The organism is Vogesella sp. XCS3, assembly GCF_020616155.1.
In the GTDB taxonomy this organism is placed as follows: domain Bacteria; phylum Pseudomonadota; class Gammaproteobacteria; order Burkholderiales; family Chromobacteriaceae; genus Vogesella.
Window position 1 is genome coordinate 3,606,978 of record NZ_CP085530.1, and the last position, 23,828, is coordinate 3,630,805.

General features: G+C 62.1%; 23 protein-coding genes and 4 tRNA genes. 15 read left to right on the forward strand and 12 right to left on the reverse strand.

The annotated features are described in order from the left end of the window. Nucleotides 1–14: 14 nt before the first annotated feature. Entirely contained in the window at nucleotides 15–4,382 is a 4,368-nt protein-coding gene (locus tag LCH97_RS17255; RefSeq protein ID WP_227302717.1) for a PAS domain-containing protein, read from the forward strand. A gap of 49 nt (nucleotides 4,383–4,431) precedes the next feature. Here LCH97_RS17255 and LCH97_RS17260 read toward each other — a convergent pair. The 4 genes from LCH97_RS17260 to LCH97_RS17275 all read right to left on the reverse strand — a co-directional run bounded on the left by LCH97_RS17260 (nucleotide 4,432) and on the right by LCH97_RS17275 (nucleotide 4,751). Beyond that, nucleotides 4,432–4,507, reverse strand: a tRNA-Glu gene (locus tag LCH97_RS17260). A gap of 6 nt (nucleotides 4,508–4,513) precedes the next feature. Continuing rightward, nucleotides 4,514–4,590, reverse strand: a tRNA-Arg gene (locus LCH97_RS17265). Nucleotides 4,591–4,592: 2 nt separating this feature from the next. Next, nucleotides 4,593–4,668: transfer RNA gene (locus LCH97_RS17270), tRNA-Glu, on the reverse strand. Between the two features lie 6 nt (nucleotides 4,669–4,674). After that, a tRNA-Arg gene (locus LCH97_RS17275) sits at nucleotides 4,675–4,751 on the reverse strand. Nucleotides 4,752–4,919: 168 nt separating this feature from the next. Here LCH97_RS17275 and LCH97_RS17280 point away from each other — a divergent pair. Further along, on the forward strand, nucleotides 4,920–5,327 hold the full coding sequence (locus LCH97_RS17280) for an NUDIX hydrolase (RefSeq protein ID WP_227302718.1): 408 nt from the start codon (nucleotides 4,920–4,922) through the stop codon (nucleotides 5,325–5,327). Between the two features lie 38 nt (nucleotides 5,328–5,365). Here LCH97_RS17280 and LCH97_RS17285 read toward each other — a convergent pair whose 3' ends face one another. Next, the gene (locus LCH97_RS17285; RefSeq protein ID WP_017507160.1) at nucleotides 5,366–5,578 is read right to left on the reverse strand and encodes a sigma factor-like helix-turn-helix DNA-binding protein; all 213 of its coding nucleotides are present in this window, start codon (nucleotides 5,576–5,578) and stop codon (nucleotides 5,366–5,368) included. 156 nt (nucleotides 5,579–5,734) lie between these two features. Further along, nucleotides 5,735–6,556, reverse strand: a complete 822-nt coding sequence (locus LCH97_RS17290; protein WP_017507161.1) for a pyruvate, water dikinase regulatory protein — start codon at nucleotides 6,554–6,556, stop codon at nucleotides 5,735–5,737. A gap of 288 nt (nucleotides 6,557–6,844) precedes the next feature. On the opposite strand from LCH97_RS17290, the gene ppsA reads away from it, so the two are divergent. The 3 genes from ppsA (at nucleotide 6,845) to LCH97_RS17305 (ending at nucleotide 12,124) form a co-directional block, all read left to right on the forward strand. Continuing rightward, nucleotides 6,845–9,232: a phosphoenolpyruvate synthase gene (gene ppsA / locus LCH97_RS17295; protein WP_227302719.1), complete on the forward strand. Its 2,388-nt coding sequence runs from the start codon at nucleotides 6,845–6,847 to the stop codon at nucleotides 9,230–9,232. Between the two features lie 169 nt (nucleotides 9,233–9,401). Next, on the forward strand, nucleotides 9,402–10,406 hold the full coding sequence (locus LCH97_RS17300) for a class 1 fructose-bisphosphatase (RefSeq protein WP_017507163.1): 1,005 nt from the start codon (nucleotides 9,402–9,404) through the stop codon (nucleotides 10,404–10,406). Between the two features lie 185 nt (nucleotides 10,407–10,591). After that, nucleotides 10,592–12,124, forward strand: coding sequence for a fumarate hydratase (locus tag LCH97_RS17305; protein WP_227302720.1), 1,533 nt, complete (start codon nucleotides 10,592–10,594; stop codon nucleotides 12,122–12,124). A gap of 193 nt (nucleotides 12,125–12,317) precedes the next feature. On the opposite strand, the gene LCH97_RS17310 is transcribed toward LCH97_RS17305, so the two are convergent. Next, the gene (locus LCH97_RS17310; protein ID WP_227302721.1) at nucleotides 12,318–12,752 is read right to left on the reverse strand and encodes a DUF411 domain-containing protein; all 435 of its coding nucleotides are present in this window, start codon (nucleotides 12,750–12,752) and stop codon (nucleotides 12,318–12,320) included. Nucleotides 12,753–12,927: 175 nt separating this feature from the next. Between LCH97_RS17310 and LCH97_RS17315 the strand changes: the two genes are divergently transcribed. Both LCH97_RS17315 and LCH97_RS17320 read left to right on the forward strand, forming a co-directional pair. After that, a complete protein-coding gene (locus LCH97_RS17315; protein WP_227302722.1) occupies nucleotides 12,928–14,700 on the forward strand; it encodes a 7TM-DISM domain-containing protein in 1,773 nt (590 codons plus the stop codon). After that, nucleotides 14,676–15,365, forward strand: coding sequence for a response regulator transcription factor (locus tag LCH97_RS17320; protein ID WP_227302723.1), 690 nt, complete (start codon nucleotides 14,676–14,678; stop codon nucleotides 15,363–15,365). The genes LCH97_RS17315 and LCH97_RS17320 overlap by 25 nt, the downstream gene beginning before the upstream one ends. 100 nt (nucleotides 15,366–15,465) lie before the next feature. Here LCH97_RS17320 and LCH97_RS17325 read toward each other — a convergent pair whose 3' ends face one another. From LCH97_RS17325 to LCH97_RS17340, 4 genes are all read right to left on the reverse strand, one after another. Then, nucleotides 15,466–16,230 (reverse strand): EF-hand domain-containing protein, encoded by a 765-nt coding sequence (locus LCH97_RS17325; RefSeq protein WP_227302724.1) that lies wholly within the window; start codon nucleotides 16,228–16,230, stop codon nucleotides 15,466–15,468. Between the two features lie 146 nt (nucleotides 16,231–16,376). Next, nucleotides 16,377–17,432, reverse strand: coding sequence for an ATP-binding protein (locus tag LCH97_RS17330; protein WP_227302725.1), 1,056 nt, complete (start codon nucleotides 17,430–17,432; stop codon nucleotides 16,377–16,379). Nucleotides 17,433–17,442: 10 nt separating this feature from the next. After that, nucleotides 17,443–18,153 carry a response regulator gene (locus tag LCH97_RS17335; protein WP_227302726.1) on the reverse strand — a complete coding sequence of 237 codons (711 nt, stop codon included), beginning with the start codon at nucleotides 18,151–18,153 and terminating at the stop codon, nucleotides 17,443–17,445. 72 nt (nucleotides 18,154–18,225) lie between these two features. Beyond that, nucleotides 18,226–18,693: a hypothetical protein gene (locus tag LCH97_RS17340; RefSeq protein ID WP_227302727.1), complete on the reverse strand. Its 468-nt coding sequence runs from the start codon at nucleotides 18,691–18,693 to the stop codon at nucleotides 18,226–18,228. A gap of 220 nt (nucleotides 18,694–18,913) precedes the next feature. Between LCH97_RS17340 and LCH97_RS17345 the strand changes: the two genes are divergently transcribed. From LCH97_RS17345 to LCH97_RS17380, 8 genes are all read left to right on the forward strand, one after another. Next, the gene (locus LCH97_RS17345; RefSeq protein ID WP_227302728.1) at nucleotides 18,914–19,489 is read left to right on the forward strand and encodes an isochorismatase family protein; all 576 of its coding nucleotides are present in this window, start codon (nucleotides 18,914–18,916) and stop codon (nucleotides 19,487–19,489) included. A gap of 13 nt (nucleotides 19,490–19,502) precedes the next feature. After that, nucleotides 19,503–19,811 (forward strand): DUF1272 domain-containing protein, encoded by a 309-nt coding sequence (locus LCH97_RS17350; RefSeq protein ID WP_227302729.1) that lies wholly within the window; start codon nucleotides 19,503–19,505, stop codon nucleotides 19,809–19,811. Nucleotides 19,812–19,887: 76 nt separating this feature from the next. After that, nucleotides 19,888–20,820: an EamA family transporter gene (locus LCH97_RS17355; protein WP_227302730.1), complete on the forward strand. Its 933-nt coding sequence runs from the start codon at nucleotides 19,888–19,890 to the stop codon at nucleotides 20,818–20,820. A 10-nt stretch (nucleotides 20,821–20,830) separates the two neighbouring features. Then, entirely contained in the window at nucleotides 20,831–21,292 is a 462-nt protein-coding gene (locus tag LCH97_RS17360; protein WP_227302731.1) for a GNAT family N-acetyltransferase, read from the forward strand. A 15-nt stretch (nucleotides 21,293–21,307) separates the two neighbouring features. Continuing rightward, nucleotides 21,308–21,505, forward strand: coding sequence for a DUF1737 domain-containing protein (locus LCH97_RS17365; protein WP_227302732.1), 198 nt, complete (start codon nucleotides 21,308–21,310; stop codon nucleotides 21,503–21,505). 2 nt (nucleotides 21,506–21,507) lie between these two features. Further along, entirely contained in the window at nucleotides 21,508–21,819 is a 312-nt protein-coding gene (locus tag LCH97_RS17370; RefSeq protein WP_227302733.1) for a GIY-YIG nuclease family protein, read from the forward strand. A gap of 13 nt (nucleotides 21,820–21,832) precedes the next feature. Then, nucleotides 21,833–22,774 carry a GlxA family transcriptional regulator gene (locus tag LCH97_RS17375; protein ID WP_227302734.1) on the forward strand — a complete coding sequence of 314 codons (942 nt, stop codon included), beginning with the start codon at nucleotides 21,833–21,835 and terminating at the stop codon, nucleotides 22,772–22,774. 88 nt (nucleotides 22,775–22,862) lie between these two features. Beyond that, the gene (locus LCH97_RS17380; protein WP_227302735.1) at nucleotides 22,863–23,168 is read left to right on the forward strand and encodes a hypothetical protein; all 306 of its coding nucleotides are present in this window, start codon (nucleotides 22,863–22,865) and stop codon (nucleotides 23,166–23,168) included. Nucleotides 23,169–23,226: 58 nt separating this feature from the next. Here the strand turns inward: LCH97_RS17380 and LCH97_RS17385 are convergent, their stop codons facing one another. Further along, the gene (locus LCH97_RS17385) at nucleotides 23,227–23,826 is read right to left on the reverse strand and encodes a response regulator transcription factor (RefSeq protein WP_227302736.1); all 600 of its coding nucleotides are present in this window, start codon (nucleotides 23,824–23,826) and stop codon (nucleotides 23,227–23,229) included. Nucleotides 23,827–23,828: the final 2 nt, after the last annotated feature.

A 23,828-nucleotide genomic window follows, 5' to 3' on the forward strand; every position in this document is an offset into this window, starting at 1 on the left:
TTTTTGTGCCCACTATGTCCCTACGCCATCGTTTACTGCTGTGGTTTCTGCTGGGTAGCCTGCTGCCTGTCGTTTTTACCGGTGCGGTGGCTTACCAGCAGGCGCGCGAGAGCTTGCTGGCAGGCTTGTTCGACCAGATGCGCGCGCTCACCGACGACCGTGTGCGCGAGTTGCAGCACTGGCGGCTGAGCCAGGCAGACCATGTGCAGGTGCTGGCGGCCAACCCTGCCATCCAGCAGTGCAAAACCCGCCTGGGGGAGGCAATGCGCCAGCATGGGCCGCTATCGGTGGCTTATGGTGTGGCACGTACCACGTGTAGCCAGGCGCTGGCTCTGGGCGGGCTGGAGGGGGTGGACGATATCCTGCTGGCAGATATGGACGGCCGGGTGGTGTATAGCGCCAAGGGGCGGCGCGATTTTGGCGCGGAGCTGTTTCACGGCGAGCTGGGCCGTACCGTGCTGGCTGATAATGTGCGCAAGGCTTTGCGTCAGCCAGGCATGTACTTTGTGCCGTACGAGTTTTACGCCCCTAGCGGTAGAGAAACAGCGTTCTGGCTGGCCAGCATGGTAGAGCAGGGCAAGGTGAGCGGCTTTTTCATCATCAGTATCAGTAATGCGTCGCTCAACCCGATTCTGACCAGTCGCGAAGGCTTGGGGCAAAGCGGGGAGGTGATGCTGGCCAGGCAAGAGCCGGATGGCAAGGCACTGATCATGGGGCCGCTACGCCATCACAAGGATGCGGCTTTCCAGTTGCACCTTACCCGCCGTCCTGCTGAACCGCAGCCTATCTTTGACGCACTGCAAGGGCAGCGAGGCGCAGGTTTACGTCTGGATTATCGCGGCGAGCCGGTGTTGGCCGCATGGGCCCCGGTGCCGGGGCTGGGCTGGGGGGTAGAGGTCAAGATAGACCAACAAGAGGCGCTAGAACCGCTGCGCCAGCTGCAGTGGCAAGTGTTGCAGGTGTTATTGCTGGTGGCGCTGGTGATCAGCGCCCTGGCGTACTGGGCCTCGCAGCGGTTGCTCAAACCCTTGCAGGCGTTGGTGCAGGCCAGTGTGCGCCTGGGTGAGGGCGATATTCATAGCCGTATCCAGAACCCGGGAACAGACGAAATAGGCGTGCTGGGGCATAGCTTCAACAGCATGGCCGAGCAGTTGGCGCAGTCACAAAAGCGGCTATGGAACTATGCCTTTGAGCTGGAAGCCAAGGTGGCCGAGCATACCGCCACCCTGCTGCAGCGCCAGCAGCAGCTGGAGGATGCCGAGCAGATGGCCAGGCTGGGGTATTACATTGTCGACTTGCAGACGGGCGAGGTGTCGTGGTCGCGCCAGCTCAGCAGTTTGCTGGACTACCCCGAACAGTTTGATGCCAGCGAGGTGCTGTTCCTGGCGCGCATTCATCCAGAGGATCAGGCACGCGTGCTGGCGGCCTACCAGCAGGCGCAGACCGGGCAGTACCACCTGAACTACCGGCTACAGCTGGCCGGAGAGCTGAAATACGTACAAGAGCAAGGGCGTTACGACTTTTCCGAGGACGGCGAGCCGCTGCGCCGCATGGCGGTGATACAGGACATCTCGCACTACGTGGCCATTCTGGAAGAGAAAACCGCCACCCTGCAGGCACTGGAGCAGGAGCGCCTGGCGCGGGCGGAGCAGGCGGTAGGGCATGCCGAGGCCAAGGCGCAAGCCATTCTGCACGCGATTGATGACGGCATTATCGGCTTGAGCATGGAGGGCATGGTGGTGTTCAGCAACCCGGCGGCGGCCAGCATGCTGGGGCTGGTGGTGGCCACCCTGACCGGGCGGGCGCTGGACGATGTGCTGCTGCATCACAACCCGGAGGGTGAACCCTTTGGTACCCCCGGCCCCTTGGCACAAGCACTGGCCTTGGGGCAGCCTTGCGCCAGCCAGTGGGAGCTGTTTGGCAGTGCGCAGCGCGAGGCTTTTCCGGTGTCGTACGAGCTGCACTTGCTGCCGGAGGGGCATGGCAACCTGGCGGCGGTATTGTATTTCCGCGATATCAGCGCCCAGCGTGCCAGCGAGGCCAAGCTGGAGCAAATGTCGCGTGCGGTAACGCAAAGCCCAGCCGGGGTGCTGATTACCGATACCCAGGGGGTTATCGAGTATGTCAACCCGCGGCTGATCGCCATGACGGGTTATAGCGAGCAGGAAATCCTTGGCCAGACGCCGCAGTTGTTCAAGTCCGGGCTGACCAGCGAGCAGACCTACCAGGATTTGTGGCATACCCTGCGGCAGGGCAATAGCTGGCACGGCGAAATGCTGAACCGGCGCAAGGATGGCCGCGAGCTATGGTTGATGCAGATGATTTCCCCCTTGCGTGATAGCGCCGGCCGGCTAACGCACTTCATCAGCATCCAGGAGGACATCGGCGATCAGAAGGCGCTGGTACAGCAGATGGAAGCCGCCAGGTTGGCCGCAGAAGCAGCCGCCGCCACCAAAAGTGCGTTTCTGGCCAATATGAGCCATGAAATCCGTACGCCGATGAACGCCATCATCGGCATGGCGGACCTGGCGCTACGCGACACCCTGCCCGAGCGTACACGGCAGTTTCTGCAAAAGCTGCTGGGGTCGGCGCGGGGCCTGCTGGACATCATCAATGACATTTTGGACTTTTCCAAGATCGAGTCCGGCCACTTGCAGGTAGAGCAAGTGCCGTTCGACCTGGAGGACGTGCTGGGCTCGTTGGCGGACATGCTGGCCATGCGGCTGGAAGGCAAGCCGGTCGAGCTGGTGTTCGATATTGCCCCAGGTGTGCCGCCTGTATTGGTGGGGGATTCGCTGCGGCTGGGGCAGGTACTGCTGAACCTGCTGGGCAACGCGGTGAAGTTTACCCGCGAAGGTGAAATCATCCTGCGCATTTACCCGCAGGACGGCGGCTGGCATTTCAGTGTGAGCGACTCCGGTATCGGCATGAGCGATGCCCAGCAGCAAGGGCTGTTCCAGCCATTTAGCCAGGCCGATGTTTCCACGCAGCGACGCTACGGCGGTACCGGCCTGGGCTTGGTGATTTCCAGCCAGCTGGTACGTTTGATGGGCGGCGAGTGCATTGATGTGTTTTCGCAGCCCGGCGTCGGCAGTACGTTCAGCTTTACCCTGCCGCTGGCCGCCGGTGGCGGGCAGAAGCTAGCCGGGCCGCTGGCGGTAAACAGGGTATACCTGTATGGCGTGCGGCCAACCCTGACCGCGGTATTGCAGCAGCAGTTTGCCGCCATGGGCTTGCCGGTACAGCCTTTTACCGGCGTAGGGGCGACAGTCTGTGCCTTGGGCGAGCAGCGGGCGGGTGACGTCTGGCTGGTGGATATCGATCAGCCGGGTTGGTCGCATGTATTTAACGAAGTGCACTGGCAGCCTGGCGTGTGGTGCGTATTGTTGAGTGTGCGCCACCTGGGCATGGCCGAAGTGACGCCTTTTATGCCGGCAACCATGCCAGTGGCTGCCATCTGGGTCAAACCGCTCACGCCGCAGCGCCTGCGCCATGGCCTGAAACAGCTTGGGCGTAAGCCTGCCCAAGTGCTGCCAGCTACGCCGGAAACCCACGAGCAATGTCTGGCCGGGCGGCAGGTGTTGGTGGTGGACGATGTCTTGCTGAATCAGGAAGTGGTGGCGGCCTACCTGATGGATGCCGGTGCCCAGGTGAGCTATGCCGGCAACGGTGAAGAGGCCTTGCACCGCCTGGCCAGCGAGAAGCCCGACGTGATTCTGATGGATTGCCACATGCCGGTGATGGATGGCTTTGCGGCTACAGCACGTATCCGTGCCCACCCGCTATGGCGCAACATTCCGATTGTGGCGCTCACGGCCAATGCCCTGAGTGGCAGCCGCGAAGAAGCCATCGCTGCGGGCATGGACGATTACATCAGCAAACCTATCGACCCGGACAAGCTGTTTGCCGTGCTGGCGCGCCTGGGCATTAGCCAGCCGCCTGCAGCGGGGCAAATAGCGGCACTGCCCCCTGCGGCCATCGTCGCTGGCGAGGCTGCAGCGCAGATGCCGGAGCACGATGCCTGGCAAGCCTTGCAACACGCCGGTGTACAGCTGGAAGAGGGGCTGGCGCGGGCCATGGGCAAACGCAAGGTATACCTGAAATGGTTGCGGCTATTCGCCCAGAGCCAGGAGAGCTTCCCGCAAGATGCCGCCCAGGCACTAGCGCAGCAAGACTGGGTATTGTTGCAGCGTTTGGCGCATACCCTGAAGGGCGCGGCCAGCAATGTGAGTGCAGAAGCGGTGCGTGAGCTGGCCGAGCAGCTGGAGAGCAGTGTGCGGGATCAGCAAGGCGAGGCGGCGCTGGCAGGCCAGCTGGCGGCACTGGTACCGGTATTCGAGGCGTGTCGGCAGGCCATCGTGCACTTGCCGGATAGCGAATAGACGCGGCAAAACAAAAAAGCCACCTTGCGGTGGCTTTTTTGTCGAATCCTGGCGTCCCCACGGGGATTCGAACCCCGGTTACCGCCGTGAAAGGGCGATGTCCTAGGCCTCTAGACGATGGGGACAGATTGTGGCGCACCCGGAGCGATTCGAACGCCCGACCCTTTGGTTCGTAGCCAAATACTCTATCCAACTGAGCTACGGGTGCGCTGGCGTCCCCACGGGGATTCGAACCCCGGTTACCGCCGTGAAAGGGCGATGTCCTAGGCCTCTAGACGATGGGGACAAGTTGTGGCGCACCCGGAGCGATTCGAACGCCCGACCCTTTGGTTCGTAGCCAAATACTCTATCCAACTGAGCTACGGGTGCGCTGTTCTCGTTTGACTGTTGTCTTGCGAGAAGGCGAACTATACGGAAGTGAGATTTGGCTGTCAACACATTTCTGTAAAATAACGTAATCAGTAGCAGGGTGCTGGTTAGTCAGTAGCCGTTATGCGACAACATAAGCAGCAAGGACAGTGAGTAAGGCGAGGATAAATGGCATTTGACGACCGATTTCGTTTGAGTAGCCACGCAGTGATCTGCAATGCGGCAGGCGAGGTATTACTGCTGAAAGCCAGTTACGGCAGCCAGGCCTGGGGCCTGCCCGGTGGCGCGCTGGAGCCGGGTGAAACGATCCACCAGGCACTATTGCGCGAATGCCGGGAGGAATTGGGTATCACGCTAACGATCTGTTATCTGTCCGGGGTGTATTACCACGCGCAGTACGATTCACAGGCGTTTGTGTTTCGTTGCGCGTTGCCAGGCGGCGCCGATATCCGGCTGAGCGAAGAGCACACGGCATGGGCCTGGTTTGCGCCAGCGCAGTTGCCGCCAGTGCAGCGCCGGCGGGTGGAAGAGTGTCTGCGGTTTGATGGCTATGTGCAGAGTGCACGGTTTGACTGATGCGGCCAACCCGTCTTGGCAGGTTGGCCGCACGGGTTTCAGAGTGGCAGGTAGGGGGTAAGCTGGTTGATTTCGTTCAGTGCCTTGCGGAAGCGGGCGTGGGCACGGGATACGGTAGATTGGCTGATATCCAGCTGGCGCGATGCGGCATAGCCGGTCATGCCATCAATTTCGATAAGCCACACGGCTTCGCGGGACTTCTTCTTCAAGCCGATCAGGTTGGCGATATGGTTGAAGTGTTCCAGTCTCATGATGTGTACTCCTGCGGGTGGTTGCGGTGGGCGAACCTGTGTTCAGCATAGAACGATGCAGGAAAAATGCACATATTTTGTTTGCGCGGGGCAGGCAGGAAAAAGCCCCGGGCGCGCCATGGGGTGGCAGCGCTGCGGGGCCGTTGGCCGCAGATTTTAGAAGCGGCGGCCCAGGTGGGCTTTGTGCATGATGGTAGAGGCAATTTCTTCGATGGACTTGTGCGTGGTGCTGATGAACGGCACGGCATGGTGGCGGAACATCGATTCGGCCTCGTTTACCTCGCGGCGGCAGTTGTCCATGCTGGCGTAGCGCGAATCCGGGCGGCGCTCGGAGCGGATGAAGTGCAGGCGGTTCGGGTCGATGGTCAGGCCGAAAATCTTGTTCTTGAACGGCAGCAGGATTTTCGGCAGTGTCGGGCTGCCCAGGTCTTCCGGTGTCAGCGGGTAGTTGGCCGCCTTGATGCCGTACTGCAGCGCCAGATACAGGCAAGTTGGTGTCTTGCCGGAGCGTGATACGCCCACCAGAATCACATCGGCTTCGTCCAGGTCTTTCAGTTTTACGCCGTCGTCGTGGTTCAGCGAGTAGTTCACCGCCTCGATGCGATGGTCGTATTTCTCTTCGTTGGACATGCCATGCGCCTTGCCCACTTCCAGTGTCGCTTTTTCACCCAGCTCTTTTTCCAGCTCGCCGATAAAGGTTTCGAAGAAATCGATCACCAGTGCGCTGGGAATATTCAGTGCGGCACGCACATCTGCCTTGATGATGCTGGTGAACACCAGCGGCTTTTCATGGTCTTCGCGCGCGACTTCGTCAATGCGTTGTGCTAACTCCTGCGCTTTTTCGACGGTATCGATAAAGGGGATGGTCTCGCGTTTGAATTCTTCGGTGTCAAACTGGGTCAGCAGGGTATTACCCAGCGATTCGGCGGTGATACCGGTGCGGTCGGAGACAAAGAAGGCAGAGCGGCGGTGTGGCATGGTGTGTCCTGTGCTTGGGTTGGTACGCTGGCATGAAGTCTGTGCCGTTTTGCCTTTAGCGGCAAGCAGGCAGATCAAGCGGGTGGCAGGATTGCCCGTGCTTTATGTAGTAGCGGCATTACATTTCCCTCTTTTATTCAGGGGGATAAACAGTATTTTTTATCCAGTATGCTGAAAATTCAGGGAAAGCCCTGTGTTGTGCGATGCAAAAGTCGCTACGCAAACCGGGGCTTGTTCGGCTAGAATGCGTGCTTCCCTATCGTCCAATCCAACACAGGAAGTGAAGTGATGGCAGAGAACTACGTCATCTGGTTCGAGAACCTGCGCATGACCGATGTCGAGAAAGTAGGCGGCAAGAATGCCTCGCTCGGCGAAATGATCAGTCAGCTTGCCCATTCCGGGGTGCGCGTTCCGGGAGGCTTTGCTACTACAGCAGACGCCTATCGGGATTTTCTCCAGCACAACGGTCTGGCTGACCGCATCAATACCGCGCTGTCGAAGCTTGATATCGACGACGTAACGGAGCTGGCTCGTGTCGGCAAGGAGATCCGCCAGTGGATCATCGACACACCATTCCCGGCCAAACTTGATGAAGATATCAAGACTGCCTGGGATCAAATGGTCGCCGATGCCGGTGGTGCCGATATTTCCGTAGCAGTACGTTCCTCTGCAACCGCAGAAGATCTCCCCGATGCCTCGTTCGCAGGCCAGCAAGAAACCTTCCTGAATATTCGTGGCCTTGACAACGTCAAAGACGCCATGAAGCACGTATTCGCTTCCCTCTATAACGATCGCGCTATTTCCTACCGCGTACACAAAGGCTTTGCCCACGATGTTGTGGCGCTGTCTGCCGGTGTACAACGTATGGTGCGTTCCGATAGCGGCGCAGCAGGCGTGATGTTCACTATCGATACCGAATCCGGTTTTGAAGACGTGGTATTCATCACTTCTTCCTACGGTTTGGGCGAGACAGTGGTACAAGGCGCGGTGAACCCGGACGAGTTCTATGTTCACAAGCCAACCCTGAAAGCCGGTCGTCCTGCCATCCTGCGCAAGACCATGGGCTCCAAGCTGATCAAGATGGAATTCACCGACGCCTCGCAAGCTGGTCGTTCCGTGAAAACCGTTGATGTGGCCGAAGACCTGCGCAAGCAGTTCTCGATCACCGACGCCGAAGTGGCCGAGCTGGCCCAGTACGCGCTGATCATCGAAAAACACTACGCCCGCCCGATGGATATCGAGTGGGGCCGTGACGGCCTGGATGGCAAGCTGTACATCCTGCAGGCGCGTCCGGAAACGGTGAAATCGCAGGAAGACCGCAAGGACACCCTGCGCCGCTACCGTCTGAAAAACACCTCCACCGTCCTGTGTGAAGGCCGTGCCATTGGCCAGAAGATTGGCCAGGGCACCGTGCGCATGATCAAGGACGCGTCCGAGATGGATCAGGTCAAAGCCGGCGACGTGCTGGTAACCGACATGACCGACCCGGACTGGGAACCGGTGATGAAGCGCGCTGCTGCGATCGTGACCAACCGTGGCGGCCGTACCTGCCACGCGGCCATTATTGCGCGCGAGCTGGGTATCCCGGCTGTAGTCGGCTGCGGCGACGCTACCGATCTGCTGCGTGACGGCATGCAAGTGACCGTATCGTGCGCCGAAGGCGACACCGGCAACATCTATGATGGCCTGCTGGAAGTGGAAATCATCGAGCTTGAGCTCGACAAGATGCCGAAGTCGCCGGTGAAGATCATGATGAACGTGGGCAACCCGGAACTGGCTTTCGACTTCGCGCAGCTGCCGAACGAAGGTGTGGGCCTGGCGCGCATGGAGTTCGTGATCAACCGCCAGATCGGTATCCACCCGAAAGCGCTGCTGGAGTTTGATACCCTGCCGGCCGACCTGAAAGCGACCATTACCGATCGCATCGCAGGTTACGCCAGCCCGGTAGACTTCTACGTCGACAAGATTGCCGAAGGCGTGTCCACGCTGGCAGCGGCCTTCTCGCCGAAAAAGGTCATCGTGCGCATGTCCGACTTCAAGTCGAACGAGTACGCCAACCTGATCGGCGGCCAACTGTACGAGCCGCACGAAGAAAACCCGATGCTGGGTTTCCGTGGTGCAGCCCGCTACGTGGCCGACAGCTTCCGCGACTGTTTCGAGCTGGAATGCCGCGCCATCAAGAAAGTGCGCGACGTGATGGGCCTCACCAACGTGGAAGTGATGATCCCGTTCGTGCGTACCCTGGCCGAAGCCGAAAAAGTGATCGAGATCCTGGCCGCCAACGGCCTGAAGCGCGGCGAAAACGGCCTGCGCCTGATCATGATGTGCGAACTGCCGACCAACGCCATTCTGGCCGAGAAGTTCCTGCAGCACTTTGACGGTTTCTCCATCGGTTCCAACGATATGACCCAGCTCACCCTGGGTGTGGATCGTGACTCCGGTGGCCCGATCGCCTCCACCTTCGACGAGCGTAACGAAGCCGTGAAAGCCATGCTGCACCTGGCGATCCAGGCTTGCCGCAAGCTGGACAAGTACGTGGGTATCTGCGGCCAAGGCCCGTCGGACCACCCTGACTTTGCCAAGTGGCTGGTAGAAGAGGGCATCGAGACCATCTCGCTGAACCCGGATACCGTGGTGGAAACCTGGTTGTACCTGGCCAAGGAACTGAACGCCTAAGCGTTGCGTTTCTGCCCCACGCCCGACTCGCCAAAACGGCTTCCGTTTTGCCCTAGTCGGGCGTTTTTCTTTGCTGATGCATGTAGTGCGCAGGTAACACCCCAGACGCTTGGGGCAGGGTGGTAAACTTGGCCAACCTTTCTGCGACCTACGTGATACGAGGACAATAATGAGCAGCCGTATCTCCCTCTCCCGATTCCTGATTGAAGAACAGCGCCTGCATGGTGCCCTGCCGCCGGATCTGCGCCTGCTGATCGAAACCGTGGCACGTGCCTGCAAAGCCATTGCCCACTCGGTAAACAAAGGTGCGCTGGCTGGTGTGCTGGGCGATGCCGGTACCGGTAATGTGCAAGGCGAAGCCCAGAAAAAGCTGGACGTGATCGCCAACGACATCCTGCTGGAAGCCAACGAATGGGGTGGCAACCTGGGCGCCATGGCGTCCGAAGAAATGGAGCTGCCGCACTCCATTCCCGAGCACATGCCGCGTGGCCGCTACCTGCTGATGTTCGACCCGCTGGACGGCTCGTCCAATATCGACGTGAACATCTCCGTGGGTACCATCTTCTCGGTGCTGGAAGCACCGGAAGGCAATACCCAGCCGACCGAAGCCGACTTCCTGCAAGCCGGTAGCCACCAGGTGGCCGCAGGCTATGCCGTATACGGCCCGCAAAACATGCTGGTGATTACCTTTGGCCATGGTGTGTACGGCTTTACGCTGGACCGCGAGCTGGGCTCCTGGGTACTGACCCACCGCAATATGACCGTGCCGGCCACCACCGGCGAGTTTGCCATCAATATGTCCAACCAGCGCCACTGGGAAGCCCCGGTGCAGCGCTATGTCAGCGAGCTGCTGGCTGGCAAGGAAGGCCCGCTGGGCAAGGACTACAATATGCGCTGGGTGGCCTCCATGGTGGCCGAGGTACACCGCATCATCACCCGTGGCGGTATTTTCATGTACCCGAAAGACGCGCGTGACCCAGCCAAACCGGGCAAGCTGCGCCTGATGTACGAAGGCAACCCGATGGCCTTCATCATCGAGCAGGCAGGTGGTCTGGCTACCGATGGTCACCGCCGCATCATGGACATTGTGCCGCAGGGCCTGCACGAGCGCGTGGCCGTATTCCTGGGCTCCAAGGAAGAAGTGGCCCGTGTGACCGGCTACCACCAGGGCTAATGCCCGCCTGCGGCGAAGGTTGGCCGCAGCGACTGCCCAGCAAAACCGCCGGTAACGTACCGGCGGTTTTGCATTGTTCTGCTTTTATCTTCCTGCGTTGCAGCATTGCGCCTTCCTGCCCGTGGGCGAAACGCCTAAAATAGCGGCACAAACCCAACACAGCCCCTACGCTGGAGAACCCAATAATGACCATCATCCGTCAGGACGACTTCATCCAGAGCATTGCCGATGCCTTCCAGTACATCAGCTGCTACCACCCGAAAGACTATATCGAGGCGTTGTACCAGGCCTATCTGCACGAAGAGAGCCCGGCGGCCAAAGACGCCATGGCGCAGATCCTGATCAACAGCCGCATGTGTGCCGAAGGTCGCCGCCCGATTTGCCAGGATACCGGTATTGCCGTGGTGTTCCTGAAAGTGGGTATGAAAGTGCAGTGGGACAGCACCCTGTCGGTGCAGGAAATGGTGAACGAGGGCGTGCGTCGTGCCTATAACAACCCGGACAACAAGCTGCGCGCCTCCGTGCTGCTGGACCCGGCAGGCAAGCGCCAGAACTCCAAAGACAACACCCCGGCCGTAGTGCACTTCGAAATCGTCGAAGGCGACGGCGTAGAAGTGACCTGTGCGGCCAAGGGCGGCGGCTCCGAGAACAAATCCAAGTTCTACGCGCTGAACCCGTCCGACAGCATCGTTGACTGGGTGGTGAAAACCGTACCGACCATGGGCGCCGGCTGGTGTCCGCCAGGCATCCTGGGTATCGGTATCGGCGGTACCCCGGAAAAAGCCATGCTGCTGGCCAAAGAATCGCTGATGGACCACGTGGACATCCACGAGCTGAAAGCCAAGGCCGCCAGCGGCGCCGAGCTGAGCCGTGTAGAGCAGCTGCGCCTGGAGATCTTCGAAAAAGTGAACGCGCTGGGTATCGGCGCGCAGGGCCTGGGCGGCCTGACCACCGTGCTGGACGTGAAGATTCTGGATTACCCGACCCACGCCGCCAGCCTGCCGGTAGCCATGATCCCGAACTGCGCCGCCACGCGCCATATCCATTTCCACCTGGATGGCAACGGCCCGGCCGTGCTGGAAACGCCGAAGCTGGAAGACTGGCCGGAAATCACCTACGACACCAGCAATGGCAAGCGTGTGAACCTGGACAACATCACGCCGGAAGAAGTGGCCAGCTGGCAGCCGGGCGACGTGCTGCTGCTGAACGGCAAGATCCTCACCGGCCGTGACGCCGCGCACAAGCGCATGGTGGACATGCTAAACAAGGGCGAGCAGCTGCCGGTAGACTTCACCAACCGCTTCATCTACTACGTCGGCCCGGTAGACCCGGTGCGTGACGAAGTGGTTGGCCCGGCCGGCCCGACTACCGCTACCCGCATGGACAAATTCACCCGCCAGATGCTGGAGCAAACCGGCCTGTTGGGCATGATCGGCAAGGCAGAGCGTGGCCCGGCAGCCATCGACGCCATCAAGGACAACAAAGCCGTGTATCTGATGGCGGTGGGCGGCTCGGCCTACCTGGTGTCCAAGGCTATCAAAGCGTCCAAAGTGGTGGGCTTTGCCGACCTGGGCATGGAAGCCATCTACGAGTTCGAAGTACAGGACATGCCGGTAACCGTCGCCGTCGATTCGACTGGCACCTCGGTACACAACACCGGCCCGGCCGAGTGGAGCGTGAAAATCGCCGATATCGCGCGCGCCAAACAGCAAGCCTGATACTGCGGCCAACCCTGGCTAGCCAAAAAGCCTTCCCTTGCCGGGGAAGGCTTTTTTCTTGGCGCGCCGGTGGTGGCAAACGCACCGTTAACCGCACATCAGCGGCGAAACAGCTGGCGCTTGACGCGTTGCCACAGCCACTTGGCGGCGATGCCTGCCAGCATCAGGGCGATACGTTTTTTTACCGACATGGCTAGTCCCCTTTTACGGTGGCGTACACATACTGCCGGCCGCTGCGGGTGAAAGCGACAACCTGGTAGCTGTCACGCCTGCCGGTTTCCATGCCGGGGCTGCCCTGCGGCATGCCGGCCACCGCCAGGCCGCTGATGGCGGGACGCTCGCGCAAGATCTGTTGCACCATGGCGGCTGGTACGTGCCCTTCGATAATGTAGCCACCGATTTGTGCGGTATGGCAGGAGCGCAAGGCGGGCGGCACGCCCAGCCGGTCTTTCAGCTGTGCCATGTCGCTGCGGTCCTGGCTTTGCAGCGCCAGTTGGTTGGCGCGCATATGCGCGGCCCACTTGCCGCAACAGCCGCATGTGGGGTCTTTATACAGTTGGCCGCTGTTTGTCGCCAGCGCAGGCAGGCTGATGGTCAAGGCCAGAAAAAGCAGATGGGCAGTACGCATAAGGGCTTCACCAAAGAGAATGCTGCATGGACGCGTATTACCGTGGCGAGTTCCGGCACCAGCTATGCGATACTCTCGCTCTTGCCGGCCAAGCGGGCGGAGTGATACGGGGTAGGAAGTGCGATTACGGTTTATTTTATGGCTCTGGCTGCTGTGCCTCACACCCGCGTGGGCGGTGCAAACCCAGGTATTGTCCAGCGCCTATCTGGTAGACGAGCAGGGCAAGCTGGATTTGTCCGAGGTACGCCAGCAGCTGTTCACCCCGCTGCCCGGCATCCTCGCGCGGGGTTATACCCCTACGGTGACCTGGCTGCGCATCATCGTGCAAAACGCCGCCCCAGGCGAGCCCTTGGTGCTGCGCATCAGGCCGGGCTATCTGGATGAGGTGCGCCTGTACTGGCAGGACAGCCAGGGGCGCTGGCAGCAGCAAGTCGATGGTGACCGCTACCCTTACCTGGCGCGCAGTTATCCCGGCATTACCCCGTCGTTCCTGGTGCGGCAAGCGCAGCCACAGACGGTGTACTACCTGCGCCTGCACACCAGCAGTACCAGTATGCTCAGCGTACAAGCCCAGCCCCTGCACGAGGCACTGCAGACGGATGTGCAGCAGGCTTCCTGGCAAATCATCTATTACGCCATTCTGCTGTGGCTACTGGTGTGGGCCATTGCCGACTACCGCGAAAGCCGTGACCGTGTGGTCGGGCTGTTCATTCCCTACCAGCTACTGTCGGTACTGCTGAACCTGGCCTTTATGGGTTACTACAGCATGCTGGCACCGGCTAGCTACCCGCAGCTGGCCGATATCGCCACCAGCTGGACCTCAACGCTGTTCTGCCTGGCCAGCTTGCTGTTTCACCGCCACTTGCTGCTGGGCTTTTCACCGCCGCGGCTACTGCAATGGGTGTTGAAACTGTTGCCCAGCTACTACCCGCTTTTATTCCTGATGCTGGCATTCGGCATTATCCAGCCGGTGATGCAGACCAATACCATGGTAGCGCCGGTGCAGGTGCTGCTGATGGCACTTACCGCGTGGCTGGTGCCGCCGCACCCGCTGCGCCGCTTGTTGCGTGTGCTGTATACCCTTTCCATCGGCGTGATTGCCATTACCATGCTGCCCTTGCTGGGTATCGGTAATGTGTTGGAAATGAACCAGTACGGCCAGCTGATGCAGTCGCTGTTGATCAGTGCGCTGGCCTTCGTGCTATTGCAGCGCCGTTCCAGCCAGCTGCGTAGCGAACGCCATGCCTTTGCCGTGGAGCTGGAGCTGGCGCAGCAGCAGATCGTGATCGAGCGCCAGCAAAGTGAAGAACAATCCCGCTTTATGGCCATGCTGACCCACGAGCTCAAAACGCCTATGTCGGTTATCCGTATGGCGCTGGGGAGCTTGCGCATGCAGCTGGGCGAACAGCGCATTCTGGCGCACGCCGAGCGGGCGGTAGACGACATGAATGCCGTGGTAGAGCGCTGCACCCAGGCCGACCGTGTCGAACAGGGGCAGCTGGAAATTCAGCGTGAAACGATTGTGTTGGCCGAGCTGATAAACGATGTGCGTGACAATAGCCGCGAGCCGGAGCGGGTTGTGTTACACCCTGGCACCGTGCCTTTGTTGCAAAGTGACAGCCAGCTACTGCGGACGGTGTTATCAAATCTGATAGATAACGCTTTGAAGTACTCGCCGGCGGCCAGCGTAATTAATGTCAAATGGGGGGCGAAATCCGCTGGATTGTGGCTATCTGTTGACAATGTTGCCTCATCGGCAGGCATGCCGGATGCAAGCAAGGTGTTTACAAAGTATTATCGAAGTCCTGGCGCTCATAGCAAAACCGGTTCTGGCCTCGGGCTGTATCTGGTGCGTGGCCTGTGTACCCAGCTGCAAGGGATGGTTTCTTACCGGCCTGAAGCCAATATCGTGAGATTTGAAGTATGGTTACCCGTATCAACCCGTTAAATGTCGTGGTCGTCGAAGACCACGATGTCCTGCGAGAAGTCACCCTGGACGCGTTGCGCGTGCAGGGTTATCACGTGCAAGGTGTGGATTGTGCCGAGGCACTTGGCGACCTGCCGTTCCAGCCTGACCTGTACATAGTGGATTTGAACCTGCCGGGTGAAGATGGCATCAGCCTGTCGCGGCGCCTGCGTGCCGCCCAGCCCGAGGTAGGCATCATCATGACCACGGCGCGTAACAGCATTGCGGCCAAGGTAGAAGGCTATGCCAGCGGTGCGGATATCTACCTGACCAAACCCTGTTCGCTGGAAGAGCTGCTGGCGGCGGTGCGTTCGCTGGCGCGCAGGCTCACCGGCCAGGGCCCGGAGCATGGCTGGCTACTACAAACCGACAAGCAGCAGCTGTCGGGCCCGGGCGGGCAGGTCGGGCTGACTTCGTCCGAGTTTGCCCTGCTGGCCGGTTTGTCCCGCGCCCCGGGGCGGCAGCTGGAAACGTGGCAGATGATAGAGCTCTTGGGTAAACGGCTAGAGGAGTACAGCAAGGCTAACCTGGAAGTGCAGCTGGTGCGCCTGCGCAAGAAGCTGGTGCAGGCGGGCTGCGACAATAATGCGCTGAAGGCGGTGCGCGGGCAGGGCTACCAGCTGGCGGTAACGCTGGCTATCCAGTAGTACTGGCATTACCAAGGTTGGCCGCAACAAACCCCGCTTGCAAGGCAAGCGGGGTTTGTTTTTTAGCAGCCAGGCTGCCAGGCACGCCGCGGTCGCGGTATCAGGCGGCAGAGCGCATGCTGCTGCCTTCATCCGGTGCGCTAAAGTCGTCGTAGGCGCGCATCATCTCCATCAGCCGCTGGGCAATGCGCCCCTGCATGTCCTGGCTGCCGGACGCGCTGCTGGTGTTGCTGGTGTTGCTCGTGCTGCTGTCGCTGCTGCCGGCTTGCTCTTGCTGGCGCTGGTAGGCCACGCTTTCGCTAAAGCTCACCTTGCCGTCACCGTCGGCGTCTGCCTCGTCAAAGTTGTCTGCCAGCTGGCTGAACAGGCTGGCGGCCTGGGTATTGCCAGACTCTGCGGCGGCCGTGGCCATATCGCCCAGCTGGCTTTGGTCCAGGCCTTGATCCTGGCCCTGGCCACCACGCCCGCCAGGCGGTGGGGGAGGCATGCCGCCGCCGCCCATGCCCTGCATGCCGCCTTGCATGCGCATGGCGTTGAACTGGCTATCGAGCTGTTCCTGCAGCGACTTGATGCCGCTGGTCAGCTCGTCCTGGGTGACTTTGCCGTCGCTATCGCTATCCAGGCTGGAAAACACCTCGTCACTGCTGGCGGTGTTACTGCTTTGGCCGCTACGCGATAGCTGGCTGATGGCGCTGGCAAAATCGTCAGCCTCCAGATAGCTCTGCTTGTCGGTGTCCAGTTTGCTGAAGATCTGCTCGGCGACTTCGCTGGCTTCCGGCCGCTGCCGCATGCCACGCGGCCCACCGCCTGGGCCCTGCATCATATTGGGCATGTAGCTGCTGGTACTGCTTGTTACGCTGCTCATGGTCATTCTCCCTGAAGGGTAGGAAAGCCCGCCCGAGCCGTGCATGGCCAATACCTGTCACGGCCTGTAGCGGGTCATGACACTGTATGGCTGGCTTGTCTGCATGATTTATCCGCTTTGTATCACGATGGATACAAACCACAGTGCTAGCGCGGCAGTACCAGTAGCGCAATCAGGCCGCCATCGCTGGCGTTGCTCAGGTAGAGCTCCCCGCCCATGCGCCGCGCGGCATCGCGGGCGATGGTCAGCCCCAGGCCAGTACCGCCGGTGTGGCGGTTGCGCGAGTCTTCCAGCCTTACAAAGGGCTCGAATACCCGCGCCAGCTGTGCCTCCGGTATGCCGGGGCCGTGGTCGCGAACGCAGATTTCTACCGTGGTATCACTTTGCTGCAGGCTGATATCGGCACTGCCACCGTAGCGCAATGCGTTTTCCAGCAAGTTATCCAGACAGCGGCGCAGGGTGGCGGGCAGGGTGCGCAGCTGGCTGGCTTGGCCGCTAAAGCGCACCGGCTGCCCCAGCTCCTGGGCGTCTTCCGCCATGGCTTGCAGCAGGGCTTCGATATCCAGCTGCTCCCAGCCTTCTTGCTGGCTGTTGTCGCGCAGGTAGGCCAGGGTGGCGTCCAGCATGGCAGCCATCTCGTCTATGTCCTGGTTGAGCCGTTGTTGCAGTGTGTTGTCGTCGATCTGGGTGCCGCGCAGGCGAATGCGCGTCAGCGGTGTACGCAGGTCGTGCGATACGGCGGCCAGAAAGTGGCTGCGCTCCTCCATCTGCCGCCGCAGTTTGGCGCGCATATCGTTGAACAGCTGCGCGGCCTGGCGTGTTTCCAGCGGGCCGGTTTCGTCTATGGGTGGGGCGTCCAGCGTCCGGCCCAGTTCGCGTGCGCCCTGGGTCAGCTGCTCGATAGGGCGTACCAGACGGCGCGCGCCGTACCAGGCCAGTAGCGAAACGGCGGCCAACTGTAGGGCAAAGCCGGCCCAGAATTCCGGTGGCAGGCGGCGTTCACCCCTGTCGTGTGGCGGGCGCTCGCCTGGCGGCGGGCGAGCATGTTCTGCCGAGCGTGGCGGGGGCGGGGCTTCGGGTGGCGGGCCGTCGGGCGCAAATACCACGAACAGGCCGGTCATCACCAGGTGGCTACACAGCAGGGCAGCCAGTACCAGGCCAAACAGGCGGGTAAAAACGGTATCGGGTACAGGCCATTTCATGCGGTGGCTTTCAATTGATCTTGCAGTCCAGCAGGTAGCCTTCGCCGCGTACGGTTTTCAGCAGCTGCGGCTGCTTGGGGTCGTCGCCCAGCTTCTGGCGCAGGCGCGATACCAGCAGGTCGATGCTGCGGTCAAACGCTTCTACCGTGCGGCCTCGTGCAGCATCCATCAGCTGTTCGCGGCTGAGTATGCGCTGCGGGCGTGCCAGAAAGGCGCACAGCAGGCGGTACTCGGCATTGGACAGCGGCACCAGCAGTTGCCCGGGGGTGGTGATCTGGCGTTTCAGGTGGCTAAGCCGCCAGCCGGCAAACTGTACGGTGTCCTGCTCGGCAGCCGAGCCTGGCTTGCCGCGCACCCGGCGTAGCACGGTGTGAATGCGCGCTACCAGCTCGCGCGGGTCGAAGGGCTTCACAACGTAGTCGTCGGCACCCAGCTCCAGCCCCACCACGCGGTCGGCTGATTCGCCACGGGCGGTGAGCATGATGATGGGCGTGTCGCCCACGGCGCGGATATGGCGGCACAGCGATAGCCCGTCTTCGCCCGGCAGCATCAGGTCCAGGATGATCAGGTCGACGCGCTCGTGTTCCAGCTGCTGGCGCAGGCTGGGGCCGTCGCCCACGCACAGGCACTGCATGCCGTAGCCTTGCAGGTACTGCGCCAGCAGGCTGCGGATATCGGGGTCGTCGTCCACGATCAGCAGGCGAATGCCGTGTTCGTTCATGCTGGCTCCTAGGGAAAGTGCCGTGCGCCGCTAGGGTGGCGGCACGGCCGTATGGTTGCGGGTGGCACAGGCCTAGCCGGGGGGCGGCATATCGTGTGGCGGCGGTGGCGACTGTAACACCTGGCGCACGATGCCGGCTTGCTGGCTGCTAAGGCTATCAAAAAATGCCAGCCACGCCGGGGATGGCTGCATGGCCGGTACCGCCAGGCTGGCAGCACGCAGCGCTTGCGACAGGCTCAGGCGGGTATCGGCCAGTTTTTCTTGCAGCCTGAAGCGGGCGTGTTGCAGGCCGCGTTGCTGGCTGGCTTGCTGGTTCAGGTCGTTCTGTTCTGCTTTCAGCCATAAAGACTGCTGGGCGTCGCTCAGCTGCAGTGCGGGCAAAGCGTCCTCCAGCATGATAGCCAATGGGGGCGGTGGCAGGTCGCGTGGCATCTCGTGCCGGGTGCCATGCGGTGGCGGGGGGGCGTCGTCGGCCCGGGCAGGCAGGCTGGTGCCTAGCGCCAGCAGGGCAGTGGCCAGCAGCAGTGTTGTCTTGTACATGATAGGGCTCCTTGATCGGTACGGCACGGGGCGGACGCTGGCAGTATCCGGCCAGGCTGTATCGCCGCCTTGTCCCCTTTGTAACAGCCCTGATACATGGCCGCGCGCCGGGCGGGCAGCATGGCCGTATTTGTCCTGTGCATGGCTTGTCATGGCATGGCGCAGGGCGGAATTGCCCAGCAGAATAGGCTCATCTTCACTGGCATACAGGTAACCCGCCATGTCCGCTTCTGCCCTGATCGTGATTGATGTCCAGCAATCCTTCCTGCACCGCCCGTACTGGGACGAGCGCGAACTGCCGGCCTTCCGCCAGGCAGTACTGGCGCTGATCGCCGGTGCGCGCGCCCGCGGTGTGCCAGTGGTATACGTGCTGCACGAAGACGGCGACGGCCCGTTTGCCGCCGCCAGCGGCCACGTGCAGCCGATGGACTGGCTGCCGCCGGCGCCGGATGCCACCTTTACCAAACACGTACACAACGCCCTTACCGATACCGGCCTGCAGGCGTGGCTGGCGGCGCGCGGCATAAACCGCCTGATCGTCAGCGGCATCCGCACCGAGCAGTGCTGCGAAACCACCACCCGCGTGGGCAGTGACCTGGGCTTTGCCGTGGACTACGTCACCGAAGCCACGCTGACTTTTGCCATGACCCACCCGCACAGCGGCCGCGTATACAGCGCCGACGACATCCGCCAGCGAACCGAGCTGGTGCTGGCCGGCCGTTTTGCCGACATCCATACCGTGGCCAGCGTGCTGGCGCGGCTGGACGCCGATGCGGCCAACCAGGCCACCCTCTGAAAGGACACACACCATGCTGCAACTACGCCCCAGCTGCGAACACTGCAACACGCCACTACCGCCCGACAGCCCAGACGCCCGCATCTGCAGCTACGAGTGCACGTTCTGCGCCCGCTGTGCCGAATCGGTGTTGCACAACGTCTGCCCGAATTGCGGCGGCGGTTTCGCCCCACGCCCCATCCGCCCGGCGCGGCAGTGGGTTGGCCGCACCGGTTTGCCCGTGCATCCGGCCACCCCCACCGTCACCTACCGGCCGGTGGATCTGGCCGCCCATGCCGCGCTGCTGGCGGCGCAGGGCGGGCTGCCGCCCACGCAGCGCTAGCGGCAGCTGTATCCGGTAAATCGGAACGCACTGTTGCTGTCTGGCGCGTGCCGGCTGGCGTAAGCTCGATGTCATCATGCACCGGCCGCGTGCGGCCAACCTTGGGGAGCAAGCCATGAACTGGCAAGACCGGCTGATCGCGCTGGCGATCGTTGCGGTATGGGGTTTCAACTTTGTGGTCATCAAATGGGGCGTGGCCGGCGTGCCACCGTTCCTGCTGGGGGCGCTGCGCTTTAGCGCCGCCGCCGGCCTGGGCCTGCTGTTTGTGCGCCGCCCCGCCATCCCGTGGCGCTGGCTTGCGCTGTACGGCCTCAGTGTGGGGCTGGGGCAGTTTGCCTGCCTGTTTACCGCCATCAAACTGGGCATGCCGGCCGGGCTGGCGTCCATCGTGCTGCAGTCGCAGGCGTTCTTTACCCTGATCATCGGTATGTTATGGCTGGGCGAACGCTTTACGCCGTGGCAGCTGGCCGGCCTGCTGATCGGTAGCGCCGGGCTGTACCTGATCGGCGGCCTGGGTGCGGCCAACCTGCCGCTGGCCGGCTTTGTGCTGACGCTGTGCGGTGCCGCCAGCTGGGCGTTTTCCAACGTGGTGGTGCGCCGCATCGTGGCCGCCGGCTACCGGCCGGACATGCTGGGCCTGGTGGTGTGGAGCAGCCTGGTGCCCATCGTGCCGTTCTTTGCGCTGTCCGGCCTGTTTGAGGCGGACCGTATCGTGTGGGCACAGGTGGCCACGCCGCAAAGCCTGTTTGCCATTGCCTACCTGGCGCTGGTGGCCACGCTGTTCGGCTACGGCCAATGGAGCAAGCTGCTCAGCCGCCATGCGGCCAACGTGGTGGCGCCGTTTTCGCTGCTGGTGCCGTTTTTCGGCGTGCTGTCGGCGGCGCTGGTGCTGGGCGAGCGTCTCAGCTTCTGGCAGCTGGCCGGTGGCGCGCTGCTGCTGGGCGGGCTGGCGGTGAACGTGTTCGGCCCGCGCCTGCTGGCGCTGTGGCGCAAGCCGCAGCCGGCGTAAGGTTGGCCGCATGCACAATACCTTGCAGCTGCGCCCGCCGCAGCCGGCCGATTACGCCGCCTGGCTGCCGCTATGGGACGCCTACAACGCCTTTTATGGCCGCCACGGCGAGCTGGCGCTGCCGGCCGCCATCAGCCAGCTTACCTGGCAACGCTTCCTCGACCCCGCCGAGCCGATGCACGCGCTGCTAGCCTGGCGCGGCAGCCAGCTGCTGGGGCTGGCGCACTATGTGTTTCACCGCAACACGCTGATGGCGCACCACGCCTGCTACCTGCAGGATCTGTTCACCGTGCCGGCCGCGCGCGGGCAGGGCGTAGCGCGGCAGCTGATTGCCGCCGTGCTGGCCGAGGCGCAGGCCGCCGGCAGCCCCAGCGTGTACTGGCACACCCGCCACGACAACGCCGCCGCCCGCCAGCTGTACGACCGCGTGGCGCGGGAGACCGGCTTTGTCGTGTATCGTCACACCTTCTGACCCAGGATCGACCCCATGAAACTGTACCGACTGCTCACCGGCCCCGACGACAGCGCCTTCTGCCACCGCGTGACCGAGGCGCTGAACCGTGGCTGGCAGCTGCACGGCGCGCCCACGCTCACCTTCAACGGCGAACGCGTCATCGCCGGCCAGGCCATCGTCAAGGAGGTGGACGGCGATTACCAGCCGGATATCAAGCTGGGGGAGTTTTAACCGTGTCGGGGCAAGGTGCTCGCCCTCTGTACGTGATTTACAAAATCACTTATCCGAACGGAAAAATTTACGTCGGACAAGACCGCACGGACAGCATTAATTATTTTGGTAGTGCTTCTGACGAGCTCATTGCTAAAGACTTTTCAAGAGATCAAAGGCGTGACTTCACCATACGGAAGGAAATTCTGTGGGAGTCGGCAGACTGCAGCCGTTCGGAGCTAAGTCAGCAAGAGGTCTGCTTTATTCTGGCGTTGGGCGCTAATAACCCAGCGGTTGGTTACAACCAATGGCCGCAGTTCAAGCCAAGGCAGTGACAAGGTTGGCCGCATGAAAGACATCTACTTCCTGCTCACCCCGCGCTACCTGGCGCTGGACTTTGTCGGCCCGGCCGAGGCGTTTCGTATGGCGCAGGACGAGGGCGCGCCGTTTCGGCTGCACATTGCCGGCCCGGCCACGGAGTGCGTCTGCTCGCTGGGGCTGGTGTCGTGCATCGACCCGCTACCCGCAGCGGTGGCGGACGGCAGCCTGGTGATCGTGGTGGGGACGGTAGATGAAGACGCCGATTACGCCACGCCCGAGGCGCAGCAGCTGGTGGCCTGGCTGCGCCAGCACATCCGCCCGCAGGTGGCGTTGGCCACCGTGTGTTCCGGCGCGCTGCTGGCCGGCATGGCCGGGCTGCTGGACGGCCGCGCCTGCACCACGCACCACAGCATTGTGGCCAAGCTGGCCGCCACCGCGCCGCGTGCGCGGGTGCTGGATAACCGCGTATTTGTGGAAGATGGCCACATCGCCACCTCGGCCGGCATTACCACCGGCATGGACCTGGCGCTGGCACTGATCGAGCGCCATGCCGGGCCCGACGTGGCGGCGCGCGTGGCGCGGCGCATGGTGCTGTACAGCCGCCGCGCTGGCGACGACGCCCAGCTATCGCCGTGGCTAGCCTTTCGCAACCACCTGCATCCGGCAGTACACCGCGCACAAGACGCCATCGCGCGCGACCCGGCGCAGCCGTGGCCCTTGGCCGCGCTGGCGGAGCGTGTGCACCTGAGCCCGCGCCACCTGACGCGGCTATTTCGCCAGCAAACCGGCGTCAGCATTGTGGAGTACCAGCAACGCTTGCGCGTGGCGGTGGTGCGCCAGCTATTGCAGCAGGGCATACCGGTAGAGCGCGCGGCCGAGGGCGCCGGTTTTGCCTCGGCACGCGATATGCGCCGGGTGTGGGCCAAGTTCGAGCCGCAGCTGCCGGGGCAGGTGGGCGGGCGTTTGTAAGCTGCCTGTTACCTGCGGCCACAATCTGCCAACCCTTTGCCTGGTTCTGGCTGGCATGCTGGCGTGTTTGGCCAGACGGGAGCAGGGCATGAGTTACAGCGGTATGGCAGTTGGCGGTAGCCAGATGTTGAAAGGCGTGGTCGGCTTGGGTAAAGGTGCCTACCACGTGGGCGAAGCGGTGGTCGATACGGTGACTGCCGATTTCGGCGAGGCGGCGCTTGATCTGGCAGAGGCTGGCATCGAGCTGGCCGGTGGCGCCTTCAACCTGGCTGCGGGGGCGGCGGAAACGGCGGTAGAGGCGGCCGAGGTGGTATACGAAACGGTGTCAACCACCGGCGAGAGCGTGGTCAATGGCCTGAAGGTAGCCGGTAACGTCATCGATATTTTTGCCTGAGCATGAGCAGGGTCAAGCACAAGGCCTGCCGGCAGGCTGGCCTTGTTGCAGGCGAGGCTCAATCGCCAAACAGGCGCAGTTCGCGGGCGCGGTTGATCAGCTGCACTGCGTTGCTGGCGCCCAGCTTGCGTTGCAGGTTTTCACGGTGTTTGTCCACGGTGCGTACCGACAGTGAAAAATGCGCGGCGATGTCGGCGTGCGGCCAACCCTGGCAGATCAGCTGCAGCACCTGGTACTCGCGGGCGGTGAGTGCCACCTGGCTGTCCTGCATCAGCGCGCTGGCCGCCGGGCTGATCACGCGCTGGCCGGCCAGTACCCGTTGCAGAGCGGCCAGCATATCTGCCGCCGAGCCTTCTTTGAGTAGTAGGCCGTCGGCGCCGGCTTGTTGTACCTGGGCTAGCAGCTGCCCGCCGCGTTCTGCTGTCAGCATGACCAGGCGCAGGGCCGGGTAGCGCTGGCGCAGGTGTTGCAGCGTGGCCAGGGCATTGCCGCCGGGCATGTTGTAGTCCATCAGTACCAGCTGCGGTTCATGCTGTTGCACCAAGGGCAGCAGTGCGTCCAGCGTGCCGCACTCGGCCACTACCTGATATTCGGGCTGCATGCCCAGCAATAGCTTGAGGCCATCGCGAAAAATGGCGTGGTCGTCGGCTATGATCACGG